The organism is Aestuariivita sp., assembly GCF_021404545.1.
Lineage (GTDB): Bacteria > Pseudomonadota > Alphaproteobacteria > Rhodobacterales > Rhodobacteraceae > Aestuariivita.
The window spans coordinates 87,171-110,390 of sequence record NZ_JAAWWD010000003.1; the positions used below are offsets into that span (position 1 = coordinate 87,171).

5 protein-coding genes are annotated in these 23,220 nt (G+C 64.4%); all 5 read right to left on the bottom strand.

Features of this window, described 5'->3' with window-relative positions; genetic code table 11:
- Window positions 1-212 precede the first annotated feature (212 nt).
- Genes HEP69_RS02810 through HEP69_RS02830 form a run of 5 tightly spaced genes read right to left on the bottom strand, consistent with a single transcriptional unit; the run spans window position 213 to window position 23,098 of the window.
- A complete protein-coding gene (locus HEP69_RS02810; RefSeq protein ID WP_290557003.1) occupies window positions 213-11,939 on the bottom strand; it encodes a hypothetical protein in 11,727 nt (3,908 codons plus the stop codon).
- Window positions 11,936-13,372: an MBL fold metallo-hydrolase gene (locus HEP69_RS02815; protein ID WP_290557004.1), complete on the bottom strand. Its 1,437-nt coding sequence runs from the start codon at window positions 13,370-13,372 to the stop codon at window positions 11,936-11,938. The genes HEP69_RS02810 and HEP69_RS02815 overlap by 4 nt, the downstream gene beginning before the upstream one ends.
- A complete protein-coding gene (locus tag HEP69_RS02820) occupies window positions 13,372-14,715 on the bottom strand; it encodes an MBL fold metallo-hydrolase (protein ID WP_290557005.1) in 1,344 nt (447 codons plus the stop codon). Before HEP69_RS02820 ends, HEP69_RS02815 begins: the two co-directional genes overlap by 1 nt.
- Window positions 14,715-18,146: a hypothetical protein gene (locus HEP69_RS02825; protein ID WP_290557006.1), complete on the bottom strand. Its 3,432-nt coding sequence runs from the start codon at window positions 18,144-18,146 to the stop codon at window positions 14,715-14,717. Before HEP69_RS02825 ends, HEP69_RS02820 begins: the two co-directional genes overlap by 1 nt.
- Window positions 18,146-23,098, bottom strand: a complete 4,953-nt coding sequence (locus tag HEP69_RS02830) for a hypothetical protein (RefSeq protein ID WP_290557007.1) — start codon at window positions 23,096-23,098, stop codon at window positions 18,146-18,148. The genes HEP69_RS02825 and HEP69_RS02830 overlap by 1 nt, the downstream gene beginning before the upstream one ends.
- Between the last annotated feature and the right edge of the window lie 122 nt (window positions 23,099-23,220).

The window sequence follows — 23,220 nt, forward strand, 5'->3', positions numbered from 1 at the left end:
CTGGTCAGATCTCGTCCGCATAACCAGATGCGGATAGCGCCCGATCCAACGCGGGGTACCGAAAGGCGCCCCGATGCGGCCCCGCTTCGGGGACTGGAGCATCGCGATGTTCCTCCCCCAACCGCGCCATGCACGGACTGATGCCCCATGCGGCGTCAAACGGTCCTGACACGCGTCCATCTCCACCGCATTCCGGACGCCGTGTCGGCGCCTCATTGCAAGCCATAGCTGAGCCGGTCAAGCGACAGCAGCACGCGTTTGCCCGGATCATAGGCCGAATAAAGGATCACCGAAACGATCCAGCGCCCGCCTTCGGTGTTGGGTTTGACGCTGGTCTCCCACCTTTGCAGCGCCGCCGCGATCGTCCCGGCGGTTCCGACGTCCAGCGTGGTATCGGGCACCAGACCCACGGCCAGCTCGCTGACCAGCGGATCGGGGCCAGGAACCAGCGTATAGCCGTAAAAGAGGCCAAAGGTCAGTTTGAGATCCGAGGGGCGGGTTGCAGGCGGAAAAAGCGTATCGAAGGCCGATTGCAGCGCGGTCTCGAAAGTGGCGCCGGTGATATCGATCGGATCGGTTCGGGTGATGGCGGGTGTCACGATATCCGTCGCTGTGACCGTAGCGGTGCGATAGACAAACACCGGAGCTGTCGCGGGCCCCGTCGGCCCCAAAAGATCGGCGTTGCGCACAACCTCGACCCGGACCCGCGCATTCTGAAACTCTCCGACATTCAGCCCGGCCCAGCCGATGCGGAAGCTGCGCGTGGATGGCAAGAGGATCGGCGTCCCGTCTCGCGGCAGATACGTCCTGCTTTGCCCATCCGGCGACTGGCCCACGAGCGTGATCCAACCACCATCCACCGTTTTTGCAGCAACCACGGGCCAGTCGAAATCGGCGGATCCGCTGTCGAGCCGGGTCAGCACATAGCTGGCCAGCGCGCCCGACGCAGTGTCCAGCACCGCCGAAAAGGGCACGCTGGCGGCCGGGATCCAGTCGTCGCCTCCGGAGGGGTTCTCCTGTGAGTTGGGCAGGCGCACGTTCCAGAGTGTCGCGATGCCACCGGCAAGCGTGGCAAACGTGGCAACGGCGGCCTGCACGGTCGCAGCGTCAGCGGTGCTCTTGGGATCGCCCAGTGCGGCGAGAAGCGCGTTCAGATCGTCGGCAACGGCGGTGTATTGCGCGAGCGCAGTAAAGAGGTCGTCTGTTTCACCGATAAAGGCTTGGATCGGCGCCGGAGGGCTGAGATTTATATCTGCCGTCAGAAGGACATGATCCTGGGCCGCGTGTTCATGAGCATAGACCACCTCGAAATCCCAAAGCGCAGCCGTGGCCAGTGTTTGCGGCTGCGTTGGGTCCCCGTTGCCGGTCTGCGAGACAATCAGCGGCAGTGCCGGAAACGCCTTGAGGGGGATAGGCACATCGCTTTGGCCCAAATCGACATCCAAAGCCGCCGGGATCTCGTCTCCCGACAGCACCGGGGTCATGGCCAGCCAGTCCGATGCGGTATAATGCGGCTCAACGGCCACCGGCTTGCGATGTATCTCAAGATTAGTAACGGTATAGACCAGATCGAGCGCGACATGAGACTGCGCGCCGGGATCGGTGACCGATAGCGGCAATGTCAGGAACGGCGCCGTTTCCGAAAGATCGAGCTTGCCAGCCTCCAACCGCCAGGACTGATCGGGTCCAGGCGGTGTGCCCGAATGGCTGACCCGCCCCTCGCCAAAAAACGCCGCAGTGCCATCGGGATCCACCTGTCGGCTCCAGGCGCTGTCGACGGTGGCGTCATATTGCACGATCGCCGCGGTTTCCCACGCCGAGGACAGCGACGCCCCCAACGCCTGGCCATAGACTCGGCGCGCCTCGCTCAGCCCAGCGGAAAGCTTGGGGTCGGTCACCGCACGCGGCAGGGCCGGTCCGCTGTCCGGGTTGGTCAGAAAAACGCCCGCCAGATCCTGGGGGATTGCCTGTTGCAAGGTCGACTTGGTGCTCATCAAGGTCTGGAACGTCGTCCGCAAAGCCGGGATCGCATTGATCGCTGCGGCAGTGCCCGGTGCCAGCACCCGGTCGAAGTCCAACAGGAACCGCGCCGCCCAGATCTCGACATCGATCCCCTGATAGTCATGGCTGACCGCATGGGCCGGATCCAGACTGCCATCGACCAGCGGCGCGATGGAAACACCGCCGCGCGTGACCAACTGCCCGTAAAGCGGAGCCAGAGCGATCATCCGGGCCAGCGTTTCTGAGCCGAACGTGACGCTGGGCGAGACATTGACTGACGTGATACCTGTCGCGCCGAAATCCACGGCCCAGAGATCGGCGGCATGATCCGGCAAATGCGCTGTGGCAAGTCTCAGGTCTGGCAAAGCCGCGGTCAGTGCCTGCTCGAACCCGTCGAAATTCATCGACGCGCCCGTGGCCGGCGCCGCGACAGAGGCCCGCGCCAGCTCAGCGGATGTGCCGGTGAAGTCGGCATGCACAAGGGCTGCGGGGCGCGCAACCGAAATCTCGACCGTCAAGGGGAACGCCGCGGCCGGATAGGCCGGGGTCAGCGGTGTGGACAGGGTGATATCCGCGGGCGGCAGCAACGCGGTGGCGGAGGCCTGGAAGAGGACCTGGTCCGCATTGGCGTCGATCAAGGTCTCAACCGTCGCGGTCGCAGGCAATCCAGCCGCGACGTAAAGCGCATTGAACCGACCAAGCACGCTGTTGAGCGTGTCATGCGCCGTGGTCACGACATCGGCAATGCTCGGGTTCGGGGCCACCAGCGACAGCGCGGGTACAAGCAGATCGAGCACCCCGGCATTGGCCAGGCCGAAGGCCGTGCCACGCACCCCGTAAAGCCCCGAAATCTCTGACGGTTTCGTCGCACTCGCCAGTTTGACGGCAGGGCAGACCAGCACACCACCCGGCGCCAGCCGCCCCGGGGTTTCAAAGGCCGCGGCAACCTCGGCCATGGTCGCGGCGGGTGCGGTGGTCTGCACATTGGCCAAAACGGCGGCGAAGCTGGTCAGCCCGGTCGTATCGACAGGCACCTGGGTGCCATCCACGTCCACATCAAAGGTCAGCCCCTGCGTCACTGTGCCTGGCATGTCGCGGTTGCGCCTTGCGAGGTCCGTCGCCTTGTCCGGCGCGTCGGACAGCGCAAAACCGGCGGCGATCCCCGACAGCGTATCTTGCGCGCGCAAGGTATAGGGCACCAACAGGTCGTCTGCCGCGGGCAGTGCTATCGCGCCGGGAATTGCCAGTGCGGTCTGCGCAATCGTCGTTAGGCCGCCATTGGCCTTGAGCAGCGCCGCCGCCGGGCAAGCATACCGACCGGCGAACCCGCCCAGGAGGTCGCCAGGCGCCGGGGTAAGCGTCGCGGGGCTGCCGGATCCGAAATCCCCCAGATAGATCAAGGCCCCTGCCTCATAGAGGTTGGGAGTGGCCAAGTTTGCCGCGATCAGGTCGTCGGTGGCCGCTCCGCTTGGGTTCTGCGCCAGCGTCGCCTCGCCCGTCACGACATAATGCGCGCAATGCGCCGTAGCAGCCGGGATCAGCATACCGGGATCGGAGGCATGGCTCTCGCCCAGATCATAGGTCGTCAGATGAATACCCAGATCGGCAAAGGCGGCCACCGCATCGGCAAAGGTCGCGACCGTGCCGACGCCACCCGGCACGGCGGTCTGCCCGACAGTGACCGTCACACCATCCACCGAAAAGGCGAAATTCGGCGAGAGGATTGGATCGGCGGCACTGTCGGCGGCAAGATATCCCGCACGCGTCGCCTCGGATTTGGCGACCGTGGCCAGAACCGGCGCGGTGGCTGGCAACGTGACCTGCCGCGCCGGATAGGACAGCACCGCCCCTTCCTTCAGTGGAATATCGGCCTTGTTCTGCTCTGCCGACAGGATCGCGCCGGCGGTTGGCTGAGGCCAGCCCGGCGATGGGCTGTTGGCGATGCTTTGTGGGCTCTCACCGCTGGCCATGACCCGATAGGCCGGAACGGTGATGGGAACGTCATCGCCGAAGATCGCCGATAGCGGCACGTCCAGATTGACAGCCGCCAGCATATCCCAGCCAACCCCATAGAGCGATTTGACCGCGCCCAGAGTTGCGGGATCTGGCCTCACCGGCCCGTATTGTGCGGCCACCGATGCAACCAGATAGGACCCTGCCGCAAAGCCTTGCAAGCCCTGCGCGCCATCCAGATCAAGGGCAGCGCCAGTGGCAAGTGTCGTCGACGCCTGGATCGTCATGCCGGGCTGGGCATATTGATAATAGATCGTGGCGTATTGATCGCGTTGCCGCTGGGCTGCCTGCCCCATGGCATCGCCCCGTTGCGAGACAGATGGCATCAGCGATTGTGCTTTGGCCGCGAAGGCGATGGACAAGATCACATCGGCGGCAGGTTTGGAAATGGCATAGCGTGCGCTCACCGCGGGCCAGGTGGTGGGACCTAACAGCGGATCGGTATAGCCCATATCGACAGGCACGGGCCGATCGTCGGCCGACAGCGTGCGGTTGCCCTGAACATCGCCGAAGCCCAGTTGGAAATTGACCTGCGGCGCCTGCGTGGCGCCACCCAGACCGCGATAGGGATCATCAGTCGGGCTGGGCAATCCCGAAACCTCCGGCGCGACAGAGGCCGGGCCAAAGCGGTAGACCGGCAGCACTGTCTGATAGGCCCAATAGGGCTTGGGATCGTCGTCCTGGGTTGCCGCCGCACGGGGCAACCGGGCCCGTTGCCAGGCGGCAAGATCGGTGCCGTCGCTGGCCTGCGGCGCAGCAGGCAGGCCCGAAGCGGGGATGGCATAGGGACAGCTTTGGGAAATCGCAGATATCGCGGTCACAAGGCTATAGCTTTGGCGGAACGCATCCTGCCCGCTTTCGGTCAGGGGCCGGGTCAGCGTCAACTCAAACCCCGCGCTGCCAGCGGGCAACAACGCCTGAGCGACGAAATCCACCGGATCGGTGCTTTCATGGGCTTCCGCAAAGAGGGTGGCGCCGTCCGCGATGCCCTGATCGACTGCGATCACTCCGGTGTTGAACGGCAAGAGCGCGCGGCCAGCCGGTGCCGCGTCCTGCTGGGCGCCGACAATGACCACCAGTTGCAGCGTCGCCTCGTCGCTGACATCAAAGGACCCGTCGCCAAGCCCGCCATCGATCCCGAACGTATAGCCGACACCACCGACAGTGGTACCCTCCCACAACAGCAGCGCAAAGTCTCGGGGGGTCAGAAGATCGGCGCGCACCAGAGGCAGATCCGCGCCTTCGGCAAGCGCGACAAAGGCGGTCCCGCCCAGCGGAACGGTCACGGTGGACAGGTTGCTCTTGATCAGCCATGCATTGCACCCCGTCAGAGCCAACCCTTGGGGGTCGGCAGCGGTGACTGCGGGGCGCACCGCGATATGGGCAACCGTGCCTGTCGGACTGGCCGGATCGGAAAGATACTCGACCAACTGCAAAAGCAGCCCCACCTGTTCGACATCCGCACCGACCAACTCATAGACTCCAGGGGTCTCCGGGACGCGCCGCACGGTAAATCCGATCGACGCCACAAAGGTGCTGTTGGCGAACGGCGTGTCGGTCGTCGTGTCGGTAAGACCCGCATAGACCATATAGCGCTTTGACGTCGCCTCCGCCGCGCGCGCCGCCAAGGCTGCCGGAAAGGGATGGATCGATACCGTATTGGCGGTCACATCGAAGCCCGGTACCGGCAGAGGCACCGCCGATTGCAGCGCGATATGCGCCGACAGCCCGTAGGTGACCGGGCTTTCGCCCTTGACCGGCAGAGCTCCGGGCCCGCGATGGGGCGTCCAGGCTAGGGCGGTAACCGGAACGGCGTCAATAACCTCCTGGTTGGTCACCGAATAGCCGATCTCGTCGATTTCGGCCCTGTGGATTACCGCTCCGGCGGGCGGGATTCGCCCTGCCGTCAGGGCGCGGTTCGTCTGGGCCACAAACGCCTCGGGCACGCGGGCGCGCAATGCGCCCTCGTCCTCGGCCTCGGCGACCACGGTCGTGTCAAACAACTGGATCCAGTCCACTTGCGCGGTCAAGGTCAGGCTCAACGCGATGCCGGTGGGGTCTTCGGCGTCCACCGTAAGGCTCCATTGCTGACGGCTCTGGTCAAAAAGCGGCCCGACATCGGTCGGCGACGCGCTCACATGGTTGTCGCTGCCTGTCACCGGCACAGGGATCTCCTGCCCCGATGCCAGCATGCGCGACGCCTCGGCCGAGATGCTGGCCGTGGCCTCGGTCGCGACCCGGTCGAGCAGGCTTTGAACGGTGTCGGCGGGCAAATGCTTGACTGTCAGGACCGCGCCTTCGACCAGGCCCGGAACGGTGGCAACCCGGGCCCCCAGATCGGTCAGGCTGAGCGCGAAAGCAGCCGCGAGACTGGCAAAGCTGTATTGGGTCGTGGCATCGGTTGTGACATCCGGCACGGTGATCAGACCCAATGGTGCAAGGATCGCGCTGTCGCCGACCCATCCGGCCAGTCCCGGCCAGTCTGCCGACCAGACCGGCGGGCTACCTTGATCCGAGGTCCAATTGACCACCGTCCGGCGCGCAAGCGAGGCGAGGGTTTCTCTCGCGGCCAGGCCAATCGCCGGAAAAGCCGGTATCGAAAAGCCGCCCGTGATCGCCGTAACACTGTCGCGAAACCCCGGCCAGCCGCTGCTGCCGGGGGTTGTCGCGGCGTTTTGTTCCAGATCCAGCGCCGCGCCGATCCGGGCCAAGGTGTCCCCCGGCACGGTAACATAGCCATCGGCGGCGGCGGCGGCGTTGTGATAGGCTTGGGGAATGGCCAAGGAGATCCCCGGCGGCAGCTCCTGAGTGCGCGGATCGATTGCCAGGGTTTGCAGGATGGCAGCATTGAGGTCGGCCAGGACCTGCGCATACCAGGCGGCGGCTTCGGCCGCCGCCGTGGCGCCCACAGGTACATCCGTATAGCGTACATAAAAGATGGCCGCCGCCCGCAACGCGGTGCAGCCTGTCGGCGCCGCAGTCCAGCTGGTTTCCGGCGCATCAAAAAGCGCGCCCGCCGCCAGCAGCTTGGCATCCACCGCCTGACCGGACACCGCCATGATCGCGGATGGCGTGGAGTTATAGCGTTGACCCAGACCGTTCAGCGTATCGCCCGCCGTCACCGGGATCATCAGATCACCCAGGACGAGGCCGGTTTTTTTCAACGCGACCGTGGGATTGTCCAGCGCCAGAACCTCCGGCGAGACACCGATGGTGACATGTATCGTGCTGCCCGCCGGCGCGCTGCGCAACGCCGCGGCAAGCGCCGGGTTGAGATAGGTCAGCTCCTCGACCGTCGCGCCCAGCGCGTCTGCCACGGTGTCGATGGTATCGCCAGGACGCACGGCATACGCGATCTCGGCGGTCGCCAGGCTATTGGCGATCGAGGTCAGTGTATCGGTGGGGCTGGCTGCGGGCAATTCGCGCGCATCAAGCTGGGCTGCGGCCTCGCGCACTGCCGTGCGGGCGATCAGAAGACACCAATCGCCAAAAAGGTGGCTTGCGAAGGATACGTAATCGGCCAGCGGATCCTCTGGCGGACCCGGCGGCGGCGTGCCGCTGGGGGAGAAGAGCGCCGCCGCACGCTGTACACCCCAAAGATACAAGGGGCCGATCTTGTTGTCCTTGTGAAAATCGACCGGTCCTGTCTGGGCAGAGGTCCAGCCCAGGAACGGTGGCACCGCCATGGCCATCGCACCCTGATCCTCGACCCCCGATTCCGACGGCAGGCCCGAAAGGGCCAGATGGATATTGGCGCCAAAGAATTGCGACAACGCCTCGTCGGTAAACCCCGGTCCGGTGGCCTGAGGGTCGTCGAGCATGTCCGAGAGCCAGGCCAACTGACCCGCCGTGACAGTGTCGGTGGGGCTCTGCGGTCCGGCCGGAATGGCATAAAGCGCATAGCGCAGCAGACCCTGGATCAGGATATCCGTGGCCAGTGCATCCAGATCGTCCTCGTCTCGGGCATGTACGCCGAACCCGGCAGAGCGGCGTTTGGCCTGGGCCACGGTCCGGGCCTGGGTCGAGACCCCGTTGGGTGCGAATAGCTGCATGGCGAACCGGTAATCGGTCGAGCCTTTCTGCGGGGCGGCCTCGGTCCAGCTGAGCGGGACATCGCCAACCGTGAAGGACGGGATGAAAAAGACCTGCGCGCTGCGGGGCGCATCCGCAAAAACCAGCTTGCCCGGTTGCCAGTTCAACGCCTCGGTGCCGCCGTCAAATTCGGTACCGCGCGCCAAGGCGTCCGCTTGCAGCCGTGCGCTGTGGTGACGCAGCAAGGCCGCGCGGCGCCGGTCCGGCCTGCGGCGCGGCGGGTTGGCGCGGCGGCGCGGCCGCCCGCGAGCGCCCTGCCGCGCCAACTGGCGGGAGACCGGATCAGCGCCCAGAAGCAAGAGACGCGCGCTGGCATCGCCCAGTGCATCCCCCGACTGGTCTGTGGCCAGAATCCAGGGCGTCGGCCGTTCGCTACCGACGGTAAAGCTGACGTTCAAATCGACGTCAAAGCTGAACGAAACCTTGATGAAAAAGATCTTGACCTCGGCCTCGGCGGTGACAGCGACTTCGAGGGCAAAGATCGTGGGTCGGTAGGCCTCAAGCGTGACCATCGCCGCAGCATAAGCCTCGAGCGTGACCGAAACCTTGATTACCTTGAAATCGACCTTGCCGTAAAGCTTGCCATGAATGGCCGCAACGCCCTCTGCCCGGTAATAGACCGAAACGGGTCCGCCCGCGGCCTCGGGGTGAAACCAGCCAAGAACCCCTTCGAAAATCACTTCGACCTGAACATAGACCCCGCCCGAAAGCGGCCCGACCGTGACATCCTTGCCCACGCCTACGGCCAGTCCAACCCCCAGTTCGATCACCGGAGAGAAGGCGCCATTGGTCACCTTCGGAACGCTGCGCGATGTGGTTCCGTCCAGCAGGCCGAAATAGATCCCGCCACGGCCCAGAAACGGGAACACCTCGACCGAAAAGCTCCGCTCAAAGCTCCGCTCATAGGGAAAGCCCAGATCGATCTTGAAATTGCCGTTGGTGTAGATCTCGATCACGACTGTTCCCAGCGTCACCGAAACCTCGCCGAACTCGAGATGGCGGAACGCCTCGGGCAAGCTCAATTCGATGCGGAACATGCCCACACTGTCGGAGACTTTCTTGTACAGGATCTCGAACCTGAGCCCGGCAAGGCTGCCGGCCTCTTCGCCACCCAGCGCGATGGAGAGGCCATAAATCCAAGGATCGTTAAAGATAACGCCCAGATCGACGGTATCCAACAATGTGACATCTAGCCCGATCAGCCACTGGCTCTGCGCGCTCCATTGCACGCCCTGGCCGTCCAGCGGGTTCTTGCCCGCCTCCGGCTCTTTCAACTCGGTCTGCAAAAGGGCCAGCGTCTCGGCCACCGTGTCGGGTACTTTGGTCAGTTGCACGCGTTGGCCCAGCCCGAGATATCGCAGCCGGATGAACGCATCCGCCGCACCGGGCAATTCCGGCGGGGCGCCGTCGATCACGTCCCATTCCAGGTCGTCGCCGTCGAACCGCTGACCCAGCAGCGACCCCGTCAGGGTGAGCGACACACCGGCGTTTTCGCCCCGCGTATACGTCACACCGATGGTGTCGAGCTGCATGAAAACCAGGTCCGCATTGGCGGCATAGACCAGCTCGACCGTGCTTTTCTTGGGATCCAGTGTCAGGGTAAAGTACGACAGGTCAATACGGTTGAGAACATCCCAGGGTGGATCCAGCGAATAGCCGACGGTGGGCGCGGCCAGATTGACGAGATACTCCAGGATCTCACCGATGGTCACACCGCCCAGTTGCAGCGAAATGACCTGGTAGCGTTCTTCTTGCTCGCCGCGCCAGGAGGTGACCGCCTGAAACCACAGATCGTCGAAATTGACGCGGAACTGATAGGTCTGCTCGGGCACGCCCAGCGTCATGCCCGCGCTCAGCGCGAGCTTATTGATTGCGAACATGCCGGTGAGCTTGCCCGAGGCGGTCTCGCTGTCGCCAGGTTTGGCCATGTCCAGCGCGGTCGCCGCAGAAATCTTCAGTTGGGTATCAAAGATGGTGGGTTCCCACCGGGTCGAAATGGTGCCGCCAAAGCTATAGGCGCTGGGAGTGCCCGAGTTGAAGCTGAAATAGAGCCGGTCGATGGTCAGTTCGGGCACCCAGGTCGGCACGGTCGTCTGGCCCAGAAAACGCGACACCATCGCCGTGAGGTTGATGGATGCCCCAGGCAGCAGATCGCCTTCGAAGGTCCAGCCTTCGGGATGGCTTTCGCGCGGGCCGGGGTACAGTGCCGACAGCATAAAGGCCGGTGGTTCCGGCGCGCCCGGCGTGCCCCCATCCTCGAAAAGGAAGGTCGCGGCGATACCGCCAGACAACTCCCCACCCACCAGACCAATCTCGAAATTCAGCTCACGCAGGGTGACAGAGGTCACGCCCAGATCGATCTGCCACCCCTGGACAGGAGGATCGTCATCCTCCATCAGCATCACCGTGCCGTCGGTCTGATACTCAAGCGACAGCGCGGGCGGCTGACCAAAGATGATGTCGGCGCTCGCGTAATAGGATTGCTCCTGCGGGTCGGCATCGACAGACAGACCGACGATGTTCATGTCGCCGGGCGTGGACGGCCCGGGATTGCCGAAATAGTTCCGGAACGCCTCGCCGATTGGGATCACGTCGCCGTCGCGCAGATTGGCCAGGACCGACCAGCCCGGGATGCTGACCGCGCAGTCGATATGGATCGGGTCTGTCGTATCGAACACGACCGTTCCGAACACCGATGCCGCCAGCCAGCCGGTCTGCTTGCCTCGGATCGGGCTTGCCCCCCAGACCCAGCTGATCCCCACCTCGTCCAGCGTGGTAAACGGGACCGGCACATCCCAGGGCTGGGTGGACTTGATCGTTGCGGCAACATAGGTGACCCGGAAATCGGTCAGCGTCTGTCCGGGGTCGACATAGAACTCGATGCTGTCAAACCGGAAATTAGGGATCGGCAGGAAATCCGGAGGTGTCGGCAGCGAGGGCAGACCGAACAGCTTGCCAAGCTGGCTCATCCCCTCGACGATGCTGCCGGTGCCCTCGAACTCGATCAGAAAATGCCAGAGCCCGCCGGTGGCCAAGAGCGGGCAGCTCAACCGCGTGACCATACCGCCAACTTGCAACCGACCGGTCAGGTTCAGCACCGTAAAGTCCGGGGTGTCTTCGGGCGAACTGGGATCGGCCGGCTCGGAAATCAGGGCGAAGCCCAGATCGGCCAGCGACATTCCACTGAGGTCGAGCAACGGATTGTCGAGCGGGATCAATGAGGTGGGCGAGCTGGCCAGCAGATCGATGTCGGGTGTATCGTCGAACCGCGCGGGCAGCACCACCGCCCCCGATATCTGCAATGGCCAGGGGCTCACGAGGGCGTGCCAGGTCTCCCAAAACGGCGACAGCGGCAAGTTACCCGAAAAGCTCAGACCGGTCTGGGTCTGGCTTGTCCCGGTAAACGTGGCGCCATCGACCTGAACGCTGCTCATGAAGGACGGGCCGGGCTGAACGGATTGGTTGCGCACCATCATCGTCTCTGGCAGCCCGGCGAAGCTGGTGCCAAAGGTCCAGGCGGGCTGGGCAATGCTCAAGGACAGCGAAAACGCCACCGTGTCGTTGCCAATGCAGTCCAGCCGCACCGACACCGGAACGATATTGGCGGCCGGCGCGCCCGGCAGGCCCCATCTCGCCTGACCGATCAGCGTGGCGGAAGTGGCTGCGGGCACCAGGCTGGCGGCGTTGACCGTGAAACTCGAGGTGATCCCGAACCGGGCCAGCACAGGGCGCAGATCCGCCAACGCCGACTGACCCGACGCGGCATAAAGGTCGATCGTATCCGCTTCGGTGATCGCTGAATTCAGCGCGGCAACAACGGCGGTCAGGCTCATGGGATCACCTTGAGCCGATGCAGCACACGCACACCGTGACCCAGATCGTTGGCCCGCGCGGTCGCCTTATCGGCGCGACGACTGATCATTTGCAGCGGATGCCCGGGTTTTGCCGCCCGTTGGCCGCGGCCTGCCGCCGTCAGGCTGCCTTTGGGAATTGGTGCGGCCGCGTTGGCCAGACTGGCCTTTGCCGCGGCGGCGCGGGCCTGGTTCTCGCTCGAAAACAGCGTTTCGCCATCCTCGTGCATGCGAAACTCCCAATCCCTGCCCAGCGGAATACCATCGGCATCTCCGCCATAGGAGGGTTCGGCGGGCAATGGCGGTGCGATGTATTTCTCGTAATCGTCGTCGTTGTATTGAGCATCCTTGAAATAAAGCGTGCCATAGATATTCTTTTCGGTCTGGGTGGTCGCATAAAGCCACCTGTTTCCCGGTGGCCAGGACGGGTCCTCATCGTCATCGGTGATCTTCAAATCCACCCAGGATGTGATGAAGTGATAATCGAACCCAAGTTCGGGATCCTCCCAGTAAGGCGGCTGAGGGCTTGGCAGGTGGTCGGCGAACTGCTCGATCAGATACATCGACGGATGGTGATGCCGTTTCTCACCCGCGCTGATGCTGAAACTCAACGGCTCGAATTTTTCCAGAAACGTATCGACCACATACCGGGCGGCGGCGTCTGGGATGTTGCTGGCAAGTTTGAGATCATACGTCGTCTTGCGGCTGCCATGATGCGGCACGGTCATCATGAAATTCTGGGGAAGCGGGTTCAGCTCGTCTTCAAGCAGGCCGTTGATCGCACCCAGCGTGGTCGAGGTGGCGTCGCCCGTCGCAACAACCCAACGGTTGCGCCATTCGACCCCCAGCACGACGGATTTGGTGTTGACCGCCTCGGCGTTCATTTTCTGGTACTTCACCATGCTCACCGGATCGCGGGCATGCGGCGTGTTGGCGATGATGAGCTGTAAGACCACATCGTCCGGGTCGTCGCCGGTCGCCCAGATCGGATCCCATTTCGGGCCATCGTCCAGGGCATACCCGGTCTGTGACGGGGTAAAGCTGCCGATATCCTGAGTGTAGGTCGCCAGTGTCGTAATCAGCTGGCCGCGCTTGTACCGCCAGGCGGGCCCGCCATATCGCACCATCCCGATCTGATGTCCCGTAGGCGGGCCCAGGGCGGGCAATATCTTGGCGATCATATTGTAGTGATCGGTATCGCCATGCGTAACGATCAACGCATCAAGATACCGATTGTTGGCAAGGATCTGCTCGCGGATCCATTCAAGGTTGTCCCGGGCGATTTTCTGGCTGGAGTTGGTGCCCAGATCGATCAGCAGGAGATGCGACAAAAACTCGTCATCATCATAGATCCGCACCAGGTTACACGACCCCTGTCCGACATCGAGCACACGAAAGTAGACCCCGCTGACCATCACCAGCCCCCCGTCGTGCTGCGCTGCGCCCGGCCCGATATGGTAAAGGCGCCCTTGGGCCGCGCCGGGACCGACCTGCGCACAGCGCCTTCAGCCACCGCATTACGGGCACCATTCTCGCTTGAGCGCACCGAGACAGCCGCAGCGCCACTCAGGATGAACTCGTAATTGCGTCCGCGCGGCACACCGACCACACGCTCTTTTTGCGAGGCGGGCATGCTGGGCAAGGGGGGTGCGATGAACTGAGGATAGGCGGCGGAGTTATATTGATCAGCCTTGAAATAGAACGTGCCGTAGATGTTCTTTTTGGTTTTCGTGGTCGCGTATTGCCATTTCGGCGGCCAGGCGGGCTCGATAAAGCCCGGCGTGACGTCAATATCGATCCATGACGTCAGAAAATGATCCCCGTCGTTAAGAACCGGGTCGTCCCAAAACGAACCATCATTGGTGAGCGCGTCGGCGAATTGCCGGATCATATAGAGCGATGGATGGTGGTGCCGCTTTTCACCTGCGCTGATCGAGATCGTGATCGGCTTGAACAGATCCAGGAAATCGCTCACCGCCCATCGCGCATCGAAATCGGGCAGGTCGTTGGCCCGTTTTAAATCATAGGTCGTCTTGCGGCTGCCATGGTGCGGTAGCGTCAACATAAAGGTCGTGGGGTAATCATCCGTATGAGCCAACTCAAAATGCTCGTTGATCGCGGCCAGCGTGGTCGAAGTCGCGTCCCCGGTCGCCAAGATCCAGTAGTCATCCCATTGCAAGGCAGTCACGACCGATTTTGAGTTAATCGCCTCTGCGTTCATGGTGCGGCGCGGCGTTTCATACATGCTGGAGGGATCGTGCGGATGCGGTGTGTCGGCCAGGATGAGCTGGAGCCTGGGCTCTCCATCCACCGGGACGGCGGGCCAGATCGGGGCCCAGGCCTCGGTGTTTGGATCAAAGCTGGACTGACACGGTGCGAACCCGCCGATATCGGCCGTATAGGCCGTCAGGGTGGTGATCAGGGCGCCCCGCCCATAGCGCCAGCGCGGACCGCCATAGCGCACCAGGCCAATCTTGTCGTGATCCGGCTCGCCAAAGGCAGGCAGCAGGCGCGACACCAGATTGTAGTGATCCGTGTCGCCATGGGTCAGCAGCAACAGATCCAGGTAGTTGTTGTTGGCCTCGATCTTGCCAATAAGCCACTGCACATTTGCAGTCGCGATGGCAAACTGGCTGTTGGTGCCCAGATCGATCAGCATGTTATGGGTGACCGCCCCGGTGGTGTCGCGGATCTCGACATAGTTGCAGGCCCCCTGCCCGACATCGAGCACGTGAAAGCTGATCTCGCCGGTAGGCATCAGAGATCTCCCCCGCTGCCGGTGCGCCCCAGCCGTTTGCGGCGGGCCCGACGCGGTTGTGCACGAGGCGCCTGTTCCGGGGCGGTCAGCGCCAGCGCCTCCGCAATCCCGGGCGTATCAGTTTTGTCCTCGGGATCGACATAGGCGGCCAGCCAACCGAGCTGGCCGGTCGAGCGCCCCTGAGGCCCGCCAAAAAGGCTCAGGTCCAGATTTCCCGGCGGCACGCTGAAGCCTAGCGCCGACAGCGCAAAGCGAGAGAGCTTGAGCAGATAGGCGCGCTGGCCTTGCTGCTCGTAGGTTGAAAAGATAAAGCTCTTGAAGCCGAGCTTGAGCACCCCCTGAAGCGGAAAGCTGCCTCCGCGCGGCTGGGTGCCGGGAATCTTCAGACCCAGATAAACGGGCAGGTCACCATCGTCGCGTCCCGGCATCCAGGCGGCCAGGATTTCGGCCTTGATGCCTGCCGCGCCCACCAGCGCGCCCAGGCTGCCCAGATCGATGCTGAGCGCCAGACCGTACCACGGCGGCACCATAGGCACCTGCTGGAGCGGCGCTGAAATCGACAGATATCCCAGATCTTCGGGCGAGAGCCCCGTCGGCGTCTCGCCCGGAGCGGCAAGGTCGGGGCTGGCAATGATAGCACGCGGCGCCACGGGAAAACACGCGATCAGGCTGTCGGGTCGCGGCGTGCTGTTGGCCAGATCGAACCGGATGCCGGTTTCATTGACCGTCCAGATCTGGGTCTGGGGATCGGAGATGTCGAAATCGAGCGTCAGGGCCAATTGGTTGAAGGTGAGATAGCCATCTAGGGGCGGATCGGTCTCAACCGCGCCCGGTGCGATCCCATATCCAAACAGATCGAACCCCGACGGCGCGAAAAACCGCATCTTGCCACCCAGCACGAAACTGGTGGCAACGGTCGTGGGGGTCGGGCTGGCCAGGGTTTCGATCCGTACCGAGGAAATCTCGATATTGGTCAGCGCCGTGTACAGGGCCCGGAAGCGGTTCTGCGCGAGCAGGGTGAACGCATAGCTGGGCGCGCCGCTGCTTTTCTGAAGCGCCCCTGAGATCAGCAGATTGTTGCCGTTCACGGTGTCGACCTTTGACAGCGCAGCACCAAAGAGCGTGTTCAGCGACAGCTCGACCTGGGTTGAAAACTCGGCCAGATGCGCGTTTGCAAAGCGCGCCACAAGGCTCATTGTCTTGAACTCGAACGGGACCGTGGCACTGGGCACCAGATCCTTGGTATCGGTATAGTTGATCAACCCGAAAACGCTGGTCTTTTTCAGGCTTATCGGTGTCGTTGTCGGATCGAACGGCGTGACGCTGGCGCCGACATGATGGGCATAGAACCGCTCGGGACCGAGACCCGCTGCGACAAAGCGCAACTCAGGCGGGAGATCGGCCAGATCGACGGGGGCGTTCAGAAACAGCACGCCGTTCCAGCCCGGATCAGAGACGATATCGCGGTAGAACCTGGCATAGGGGCTTGTGGGATCGTCGGCTTCGGCCTTCCGCGCCTGCGCGATGATGGCGTTCAGCGTCCGCTGAGTGGGGGCCAGGCTGTGGTCTTCATCCTCCGCAACGGCGGGCCAGGCCCAGCTTGACGCATCTGCCGCCAGCGCCTCGATCGAGCGGTTGGCGTATTTCCAGACCATCAGCGTCGGCGCCTCGCCCGTGCGCCAGTGATCGGGATTGAGCCGGAACGTCCACCCATCCAGATCCAGCGAAAACGGCGGCACGCAGCTGGCCTGCGCCTGAAAGGCCGCGACGTTGGAGACCACGAAAAACAGCTGATTTGAGAACAGCGCCGCCTCGAAATTGCGGCCGATATCGGTAAAGGCAAGCTGGGGCTCGGGCACGCCGGGCAGATTGGCGATCACCACGCGGCTGATCTCGGACAGGGTGGCGGGCAACGTCACGGTCAGACCCTGCGGTGTGATGGCCACAATATCACTGTCATCCTCGGCCGCGTCCTGCCCGGGCGGCGGGTCGGTGATCAACTGGCGCCGCATTGGGGCCAGGGCGGCCTCTTCGAGCGCGCGCGCGGCCGGAGCGCTGGCCTCCTCCACACCGGAATAGATACCGATTGGATAGGTGACGGGTGCCGGTCCCGCCGGGTGCCACCCCGAAAGCTGGGCGACCGGCACCTCGACATACTCCATTGTCGCCGACCCGCCCCCGGAAAAAAGCGGCGACTGCCGGGGTTGGGCATAGTAACTCAGCCCCGGCGCGCCGGATGCGGTCGGCAGAACGGCGGCCCAGGCTGTGGTGGCCAGATCTGTCAGCAGCGCGTCGGCACCGCTGGGCACCACGCCGCCGGGAATTGCGGTCGGGGCGAACGCGGGCTTGCCCGCCTCAAACAGCAGATAGGTGGCAGGCGTCTCGAGCGCGGCGGATTCCAGCCCGGAAATCCCCAGCATCAGCTGATCGGTCAGGCCCGCGCCCGCCCCCCCATCGGGCGGAACCACGGCCAGGGAAAACACGCCGTCGGGGGCCAGGTTGAAAAGCGCGGTGCCCGCCGCAGGGGCGGTATCGATGCGGGTCGCGCAGCGGCAGAACATCAGACCGGCCGACCAAAGCGGGGCCGTACCAACCGCAGGGGTCAGCGTCATGGCATAGCCGCGCTGACTGACAAAGCGGGCGGCGATGGTCGGCGGGTTCGACGCGAAAACGAAACGGGTCCGCGCGCGGGTCATCGGAAACATCGGATCCCAGGCGGCCTCCAGGCCGATCTCGGACGTGGCCGTGCCCAGCACCGGCATGGTGACGGGGATCAGCCGCGGATCGGCAGGGTTGAGGGCCGAGCGCACCGCGTAACGCACGCCGACCTCAAGATCGGCCAACCCGGTGGCGGGAACCGCCAGCGCCCCGGTCCAGGCGCCGATGGCAGAGCCCTGAAAGCCGACCGCACTGGTCCCCGACGGTCCAAACGCACCGCCACCGCTGCGAAAGACCGCGCCACCGCTTGCAAGATGCGCCGAGGCGGGCTCGGTCTGGTTCAGCGTCAGTTCGGTGCCCGGCGCGATGGACAGCCGGTACTGGCCCAATGCAAAACCACTGGCACCGTGCAGGGTCCAGCGGGTGCTGCCGCTCGCAACCGTGCCCGTGGCGAACCAGACCGTGACCTGCCAATAGAAATAGGCCTCATCCGGGTTGCTGATCCACAAGAACCGTGGGCCCGGACGGCCTTGCGCACCCACCCACTGAGCCAGGCCGCCGGCAAAGGCAGCCAGGTCCGCGGGGGTGGTGGCCAGAAAGAGGTAGGTCCCGCCGATATCGTCCCAGCTTTGTTGCAGGCTGACCGTGTCGCCCAAGCCGCTCTGGGGTGAGGCGAGATAGCCCGCCCAATACCCCTGGACGCCCGCATCGGACAGCGCGCTTGAGGCGTAAAGCGGCAGCGTACCGATCCGGGAGAAGGTGACGGCAGGCATCAGAATGTGATCCTGTCGCCATGCAGGAGCGGCAGGTTTGTGGCATCTACCGGACCGCCATAAGTGGCCATTGTCTCCCAATCGAGCCTGACCTTGCAGCGCCGCGCACTGTCATAGACAAGCTTGGGCGGGGTTGGCGTGGCACCGAAGACCGCATGCCCGGGCCCCGCGCCGCGATCAATCGTCAATCCGGCAAGCTGCACCGGGCTTGCAGGGGGCCGGATGCCATACCGGTCCAGCAGATTGCCGACCGTGGTGCCCAGCGGCACCGTGACTTCCATCTCGTTGAGCCGCACCCTGATCATCACCCGCAGCACCGCCCGGCCCCGGAAATAGACGACCGGTGTCGTGGCCCCGGGCGTTGCACTGGCCGAGGCCAGCGCTGAGTAGGTCGCCGCCGAAGCCAGCGCGAAATTGGCACTGGTCGAGACCGATCCGGTGCTGGTTGGATCCAGAAGCGTGCCGGGAAAAAACAGCCGGTAATAAGGGTTCGGAAATCCCGGAAAGAACAGATCGGCGGCGTCGGCCACACCGGAGGCCGAGGCTGCGGGGACCACGGTCGAGGGTGGCGCGACCGTCATCGCCCCCGACGCAGTGAGACGCGAGATGAAGGCGTCCATGGCCAATTGCCAGGCGCCCGAACCCGAGAGCGTGTCGCCAACATCGAAATCATTGGGCGACCCGCCGCCAAATCCGTTGAGCCAGCTATCGGCCTCGCCCGACCAGACATTGGTATAGTCGGCAAAGTTCACCCGCAGCACCAGACCCTGCCGCAAATCGATCGAGCCGGTGCCCGGTCCCCCACCAAGGTCAAGACCGTAGGCATAGTAATGGCTTTCCTCGAAAGTCTGCGGCATCCAGCGCGATATCGCGAGTTGCATCACCGAAAGGCCCCAGGGCGAGGCGCCCGCGGTCTCTGCCGCCTTGAGGAAATTGACATAGTTCGTTTTCAGATCGGGACGGATCGGAGGCAGCGGATTGCCCCCGTCGGAAAAGCTCCACACGTCGCTGTCGGCAGCAAAGCTCAGCGTATAGGGATAGGCCGCCGCGCTTCCAGCATCGGGGTTGGCGGCCAGGGTAAACGGACCAACCGGAGCGACCGTGATGGCCTGATCCGCCAAGGCCGGCAGATAGATCGTGATCTGCTCGGCAGCGAGCGCTTGTTTGGCTGCGGGAAAGATATTGGGCGGCGCGGCCGCCGGGGCCTGGGTTGACACGAACCAGGCCGTCGAAAAGACATCCAAAGGGTCGGACGGCAAACCACTGCCTTGACGGTTGACCGACTGCACCACCAGGCGATAGGGCGCGGCACTACTGGGTAAAGCTGCGGTAAAGGCCACGCTTGTACTTGCGACCTGCGGCGCGCTGGCCGCGATGTTGCCGTCCTTGTCCAGAACGGTGGCCAGATATCCGACCGCATCGGCGAGCGGCTGCCAGGAGGCCGAGACCTGCGAACCGTTGAAATCGGCTGCCACGAGTGCGGGGGCGGCGGTCGGGATGACCAGCGGATCCGACGCGGGGCCGGTCGAGGTGACACCATCGGTCACGATGTTGGCGGTGATTGTCACGCGCACAATCTCTCCCGGGCTCAGCGGGTCGGACAGCACGTGATAGGTATCGGTGGTTGTCACATCCGGCAAAGCGCCGCCCGCGAAGCTGAGCGTATAGCCGCTGGCGCCAGAGACGGCGGTCCAACTGACCTTGGCCTTGGCGCTTGCCGCATCGGTTGTCACCTGCACTCCGTCCGGTCTGGCAAAGAGCGGCACGGGCCGGGTCTTGGCCGTGGTATCGGACGGCGTGTCAAACACGGTCACGCCGGACACCACCGCCAGCACAAGCGTGTAGCTGCCCGCCGGATCGAGGTTGAGCGCTGAGATGTCGATCCCTCCACCGAGCGCCGAGGTTGTGACCTCGGCGAGCACCTCGGCGCTTGCGACATCGACAAGTCCCAGCCGATAGGACGCGCCCTGGGGGCCCGCGGGTGCGGTCCATTGCGCGGATATGCCGGTCAGGTCCGTTGTCAGCGCCGTAAAGTGCGGAACGGCGCACCAGATCGGGATCTCGCAGACAGGCGTCTTCGAGCCGTTCTGCGCGCTGGCCCAAAGCGACAGGCGATTGGCGGCGGTGGCGCTGACATCGGTCGCGGCAAAGGACGCCACGCCAGAGGTGGCGGTGCCGGTATCGATCTCGAATACCTTGTCGCCGGTGGGGGGATCCAGCCGCAGACTGTAATGGGTGATCGCGCGATCATCGGTGGGCGGCACCCAGGTGGCGGTCAATTGCAGATGCCCCGCCGGTGTCGTCGACGCAACCGTGACCAAGGTAAGCTGCGGCGCGACGCTCAGCACCGGAACCGGCGCGGTGCGCGGTCCGGTCATCGCAACCCCCCCCGCCGTGATCTCTGCTTGAGCCACGATGGAAAGACCGGGCACGCCAAGCGCCGCATAGGAAAAGGACAGGCTGTCGGTCCCGGTAACCGGCGCGCCCAACACGTGATCCCCGGCCATCAGCCAGGCACGGTAAGCGGTTCCCGCCGGCACGCCCTCGGGCGCCGTGACGTCCGCATCGACCGTTCCTTCGTCGGTGTTCAGCGTGACCGTACCGAGGGTTGGCGCTGCCACCAGCGGGGCCAGGGCCGCCGAATACGCGCCGCTCGCATGCAGGCCCGCGCTGTCGCAGGTGGCGCGCACGGCAACGGTCGTGGTTCCTTGGGCCGAGGCAGGGATCTGCACCGCGATCTCGCCCGAACTGCTGCCCGAGGGCGCGGTGACGATGCTGCCCGTGGCGTCCGCGATCTTGAGAACCGCTCCGGTCGCGGGATTGCCCGCGCTGTCTGACACGACCGACCAGGCCGCCGACAGCACCGCGCCGTCATATGCAAGACGGCTGAACGTCGGCGCCGCGGTCAGGATCGGTAGCAGAGCCGAGCTGGGCGCCAATGTCCGGCTGTTTGAACTGGCAGGCAGAGGCTGGAACGGCTTGGCTCCGGCCTGCCAGACGGCATTGCCGGATGGCAGCGCAAAGCGCGCCTGGGTCCCGATGACATTCGCGCCGGTGATCGGTTTCTGGCCACCGGAATCAGAGGCAAAGATGTAAGCCCCCTGCGCGGCAGACGTCCCTTGCGGCGGCTGGATCGCCAATGACAAGGTTCCCGCATCAAAGGCGGCGGACAGGACCGAGGTTGTCGCGGTCAGGACCGCCACCGGTGCGGACCAGCCACCAAAGGACGCCGCATCGATCCCATCCCCCGTCCAGCGCGCCTGAAGCGTCCAGGCCAGCGATGGATCGAGCGGTTGGTCAAGCGGCAGATTGACATGAGCGCTGCTTTCGGGGCCGCTTCCTGTCATCACGATCTTGCCTTGCGCCATCAGTCGGACGACCAGCGTCTTGCCCGTCTCGGCGGAGGCGACATCGATCTGCACGCCCTGCGCCTGGCCCGAGGGATCGTCGGCGCCAATGTTCTGAACCGCCGAAATCGTTGGCACGGCTCCGACAAAGCTCGCACTGGCAGACGGGCTAGTGGCCTGGGCGCTGCTCAAGGTCAGCGTCACCGTGGCCATCGCGGCCCCATCTATCGTGTTCACTGCGGCATCGCCCTGGGCCAGCGTAAAGTGTGCCGTGGCACTGCCCGTCACGGCCTGACTTGCAACCGCGGTGCCGCCTTGCGTGATCGCAACGCTCAGCGTGGTTTCTGGCGGGGGCGTCGACCCCGCGGTCACGGTCACCGACCAGTGCGATGGATCATCGGCATCCGGCACTATTGTCACCTGCGCGACGGTCGGTGCGGCGGCCAACACGGCGACAGGTCGGCAAGACGGGCCTGATAGGGCCACGCCCGAGACCGTGGCCGCCAGCGCGGCTTGGACGGTCCAGCCATCCGTCGGCGTGGCGCTAAAACCACTGATCGACACGGTCGCACCGGATGCCGCGGTGGTGGATGATCCCGTCTCGACACCGTTCAGCATCAGCTTTGCATCCGCCGTCGCCCCGGCGGGCGATCCCGCCGGAAAAGTGATGCGCGCATCGACATGGTCTGCGTTCACGGCGATCCGGTCAAGGGTTGGCACAACCGTCAACAGATCCACAGCGGCCCCCGGCGCACCGGCAATCACGCCGTTGCGCACCGCTCCGGCAACCGCCAGCGCGGCCCCTGCTTCCGATCCGACGGGGGCGAGACCACCGGTTGACCCTGCCGTGAACCGGCTGGTGGCCGAGGTCGCCGTGACCGCCAGTTCATACCCCGCGCTGCCGCCGGTGTCTGGCACGGTGGGCGGCGTCCAGTCGACGGCGATCTGTGTGCCATCGAACCGCGCCGTGGTAATGCTGGGTGCCTCAAGCGGCAACGGCAAGCCCGCGACAATGGGCCCGGCCGTGAACGGAGCGGCAAAGCCTGCGCCCGGCGCACCGTCAATCGGCATCACGGCCTGGACGTAAAGTTGCGTGCCCGGAGCGGCATTGCTGTTGAGGGGCATGGTGCCCGTTATGCCCTGAACCCGGTTGAACCCGGCCGAGATGCCGCCTGTCGTGTATGCGCTGACATTGGCGCCCGCCGGAACCAGGGCCGCGGACCCAAAGGTCCAGCCCAGACTGACCGAGGTTCCGCCAACGGTCGCCTCGGTCACGGTGGCCACAGCAGTCAGAACCGGCGCGGTGGCATAGCTGCCCGCTGTCCATTGGATTGTGCCAGGGTCGGTTCCGGACGCCACCCATTGCACATCGACCGCATAGTCAAGCAGCGCAGACAGCGGCGCGTCGGGCAGAAGCAGCGCCTCGGTCGCGGTCGCCCCCAAACCGGTTTGCACAACCGTGCTGCCCTGACGCAGTCGTGCTGCAAGAACCTGGCCTGACGCTCCGGTGGTTACGACTATATTCAGACCGACCTTCACCCAGCCTTGCGGCAGTGGCAGCCAGGGCGACAGGTAAACGACAGAGGAAAAGATCGGCACTGCCATGAAAGCCTCATGTTTCCGGAGGTCATGGGCCCGGCACACCTCACCCCCTGTTCAAGTCCTGTGCAGCCTCGCGGCCCGCCGGGTCCGGCGCCGCGATCCGGTTCCTCGCGGCACCGGACAAT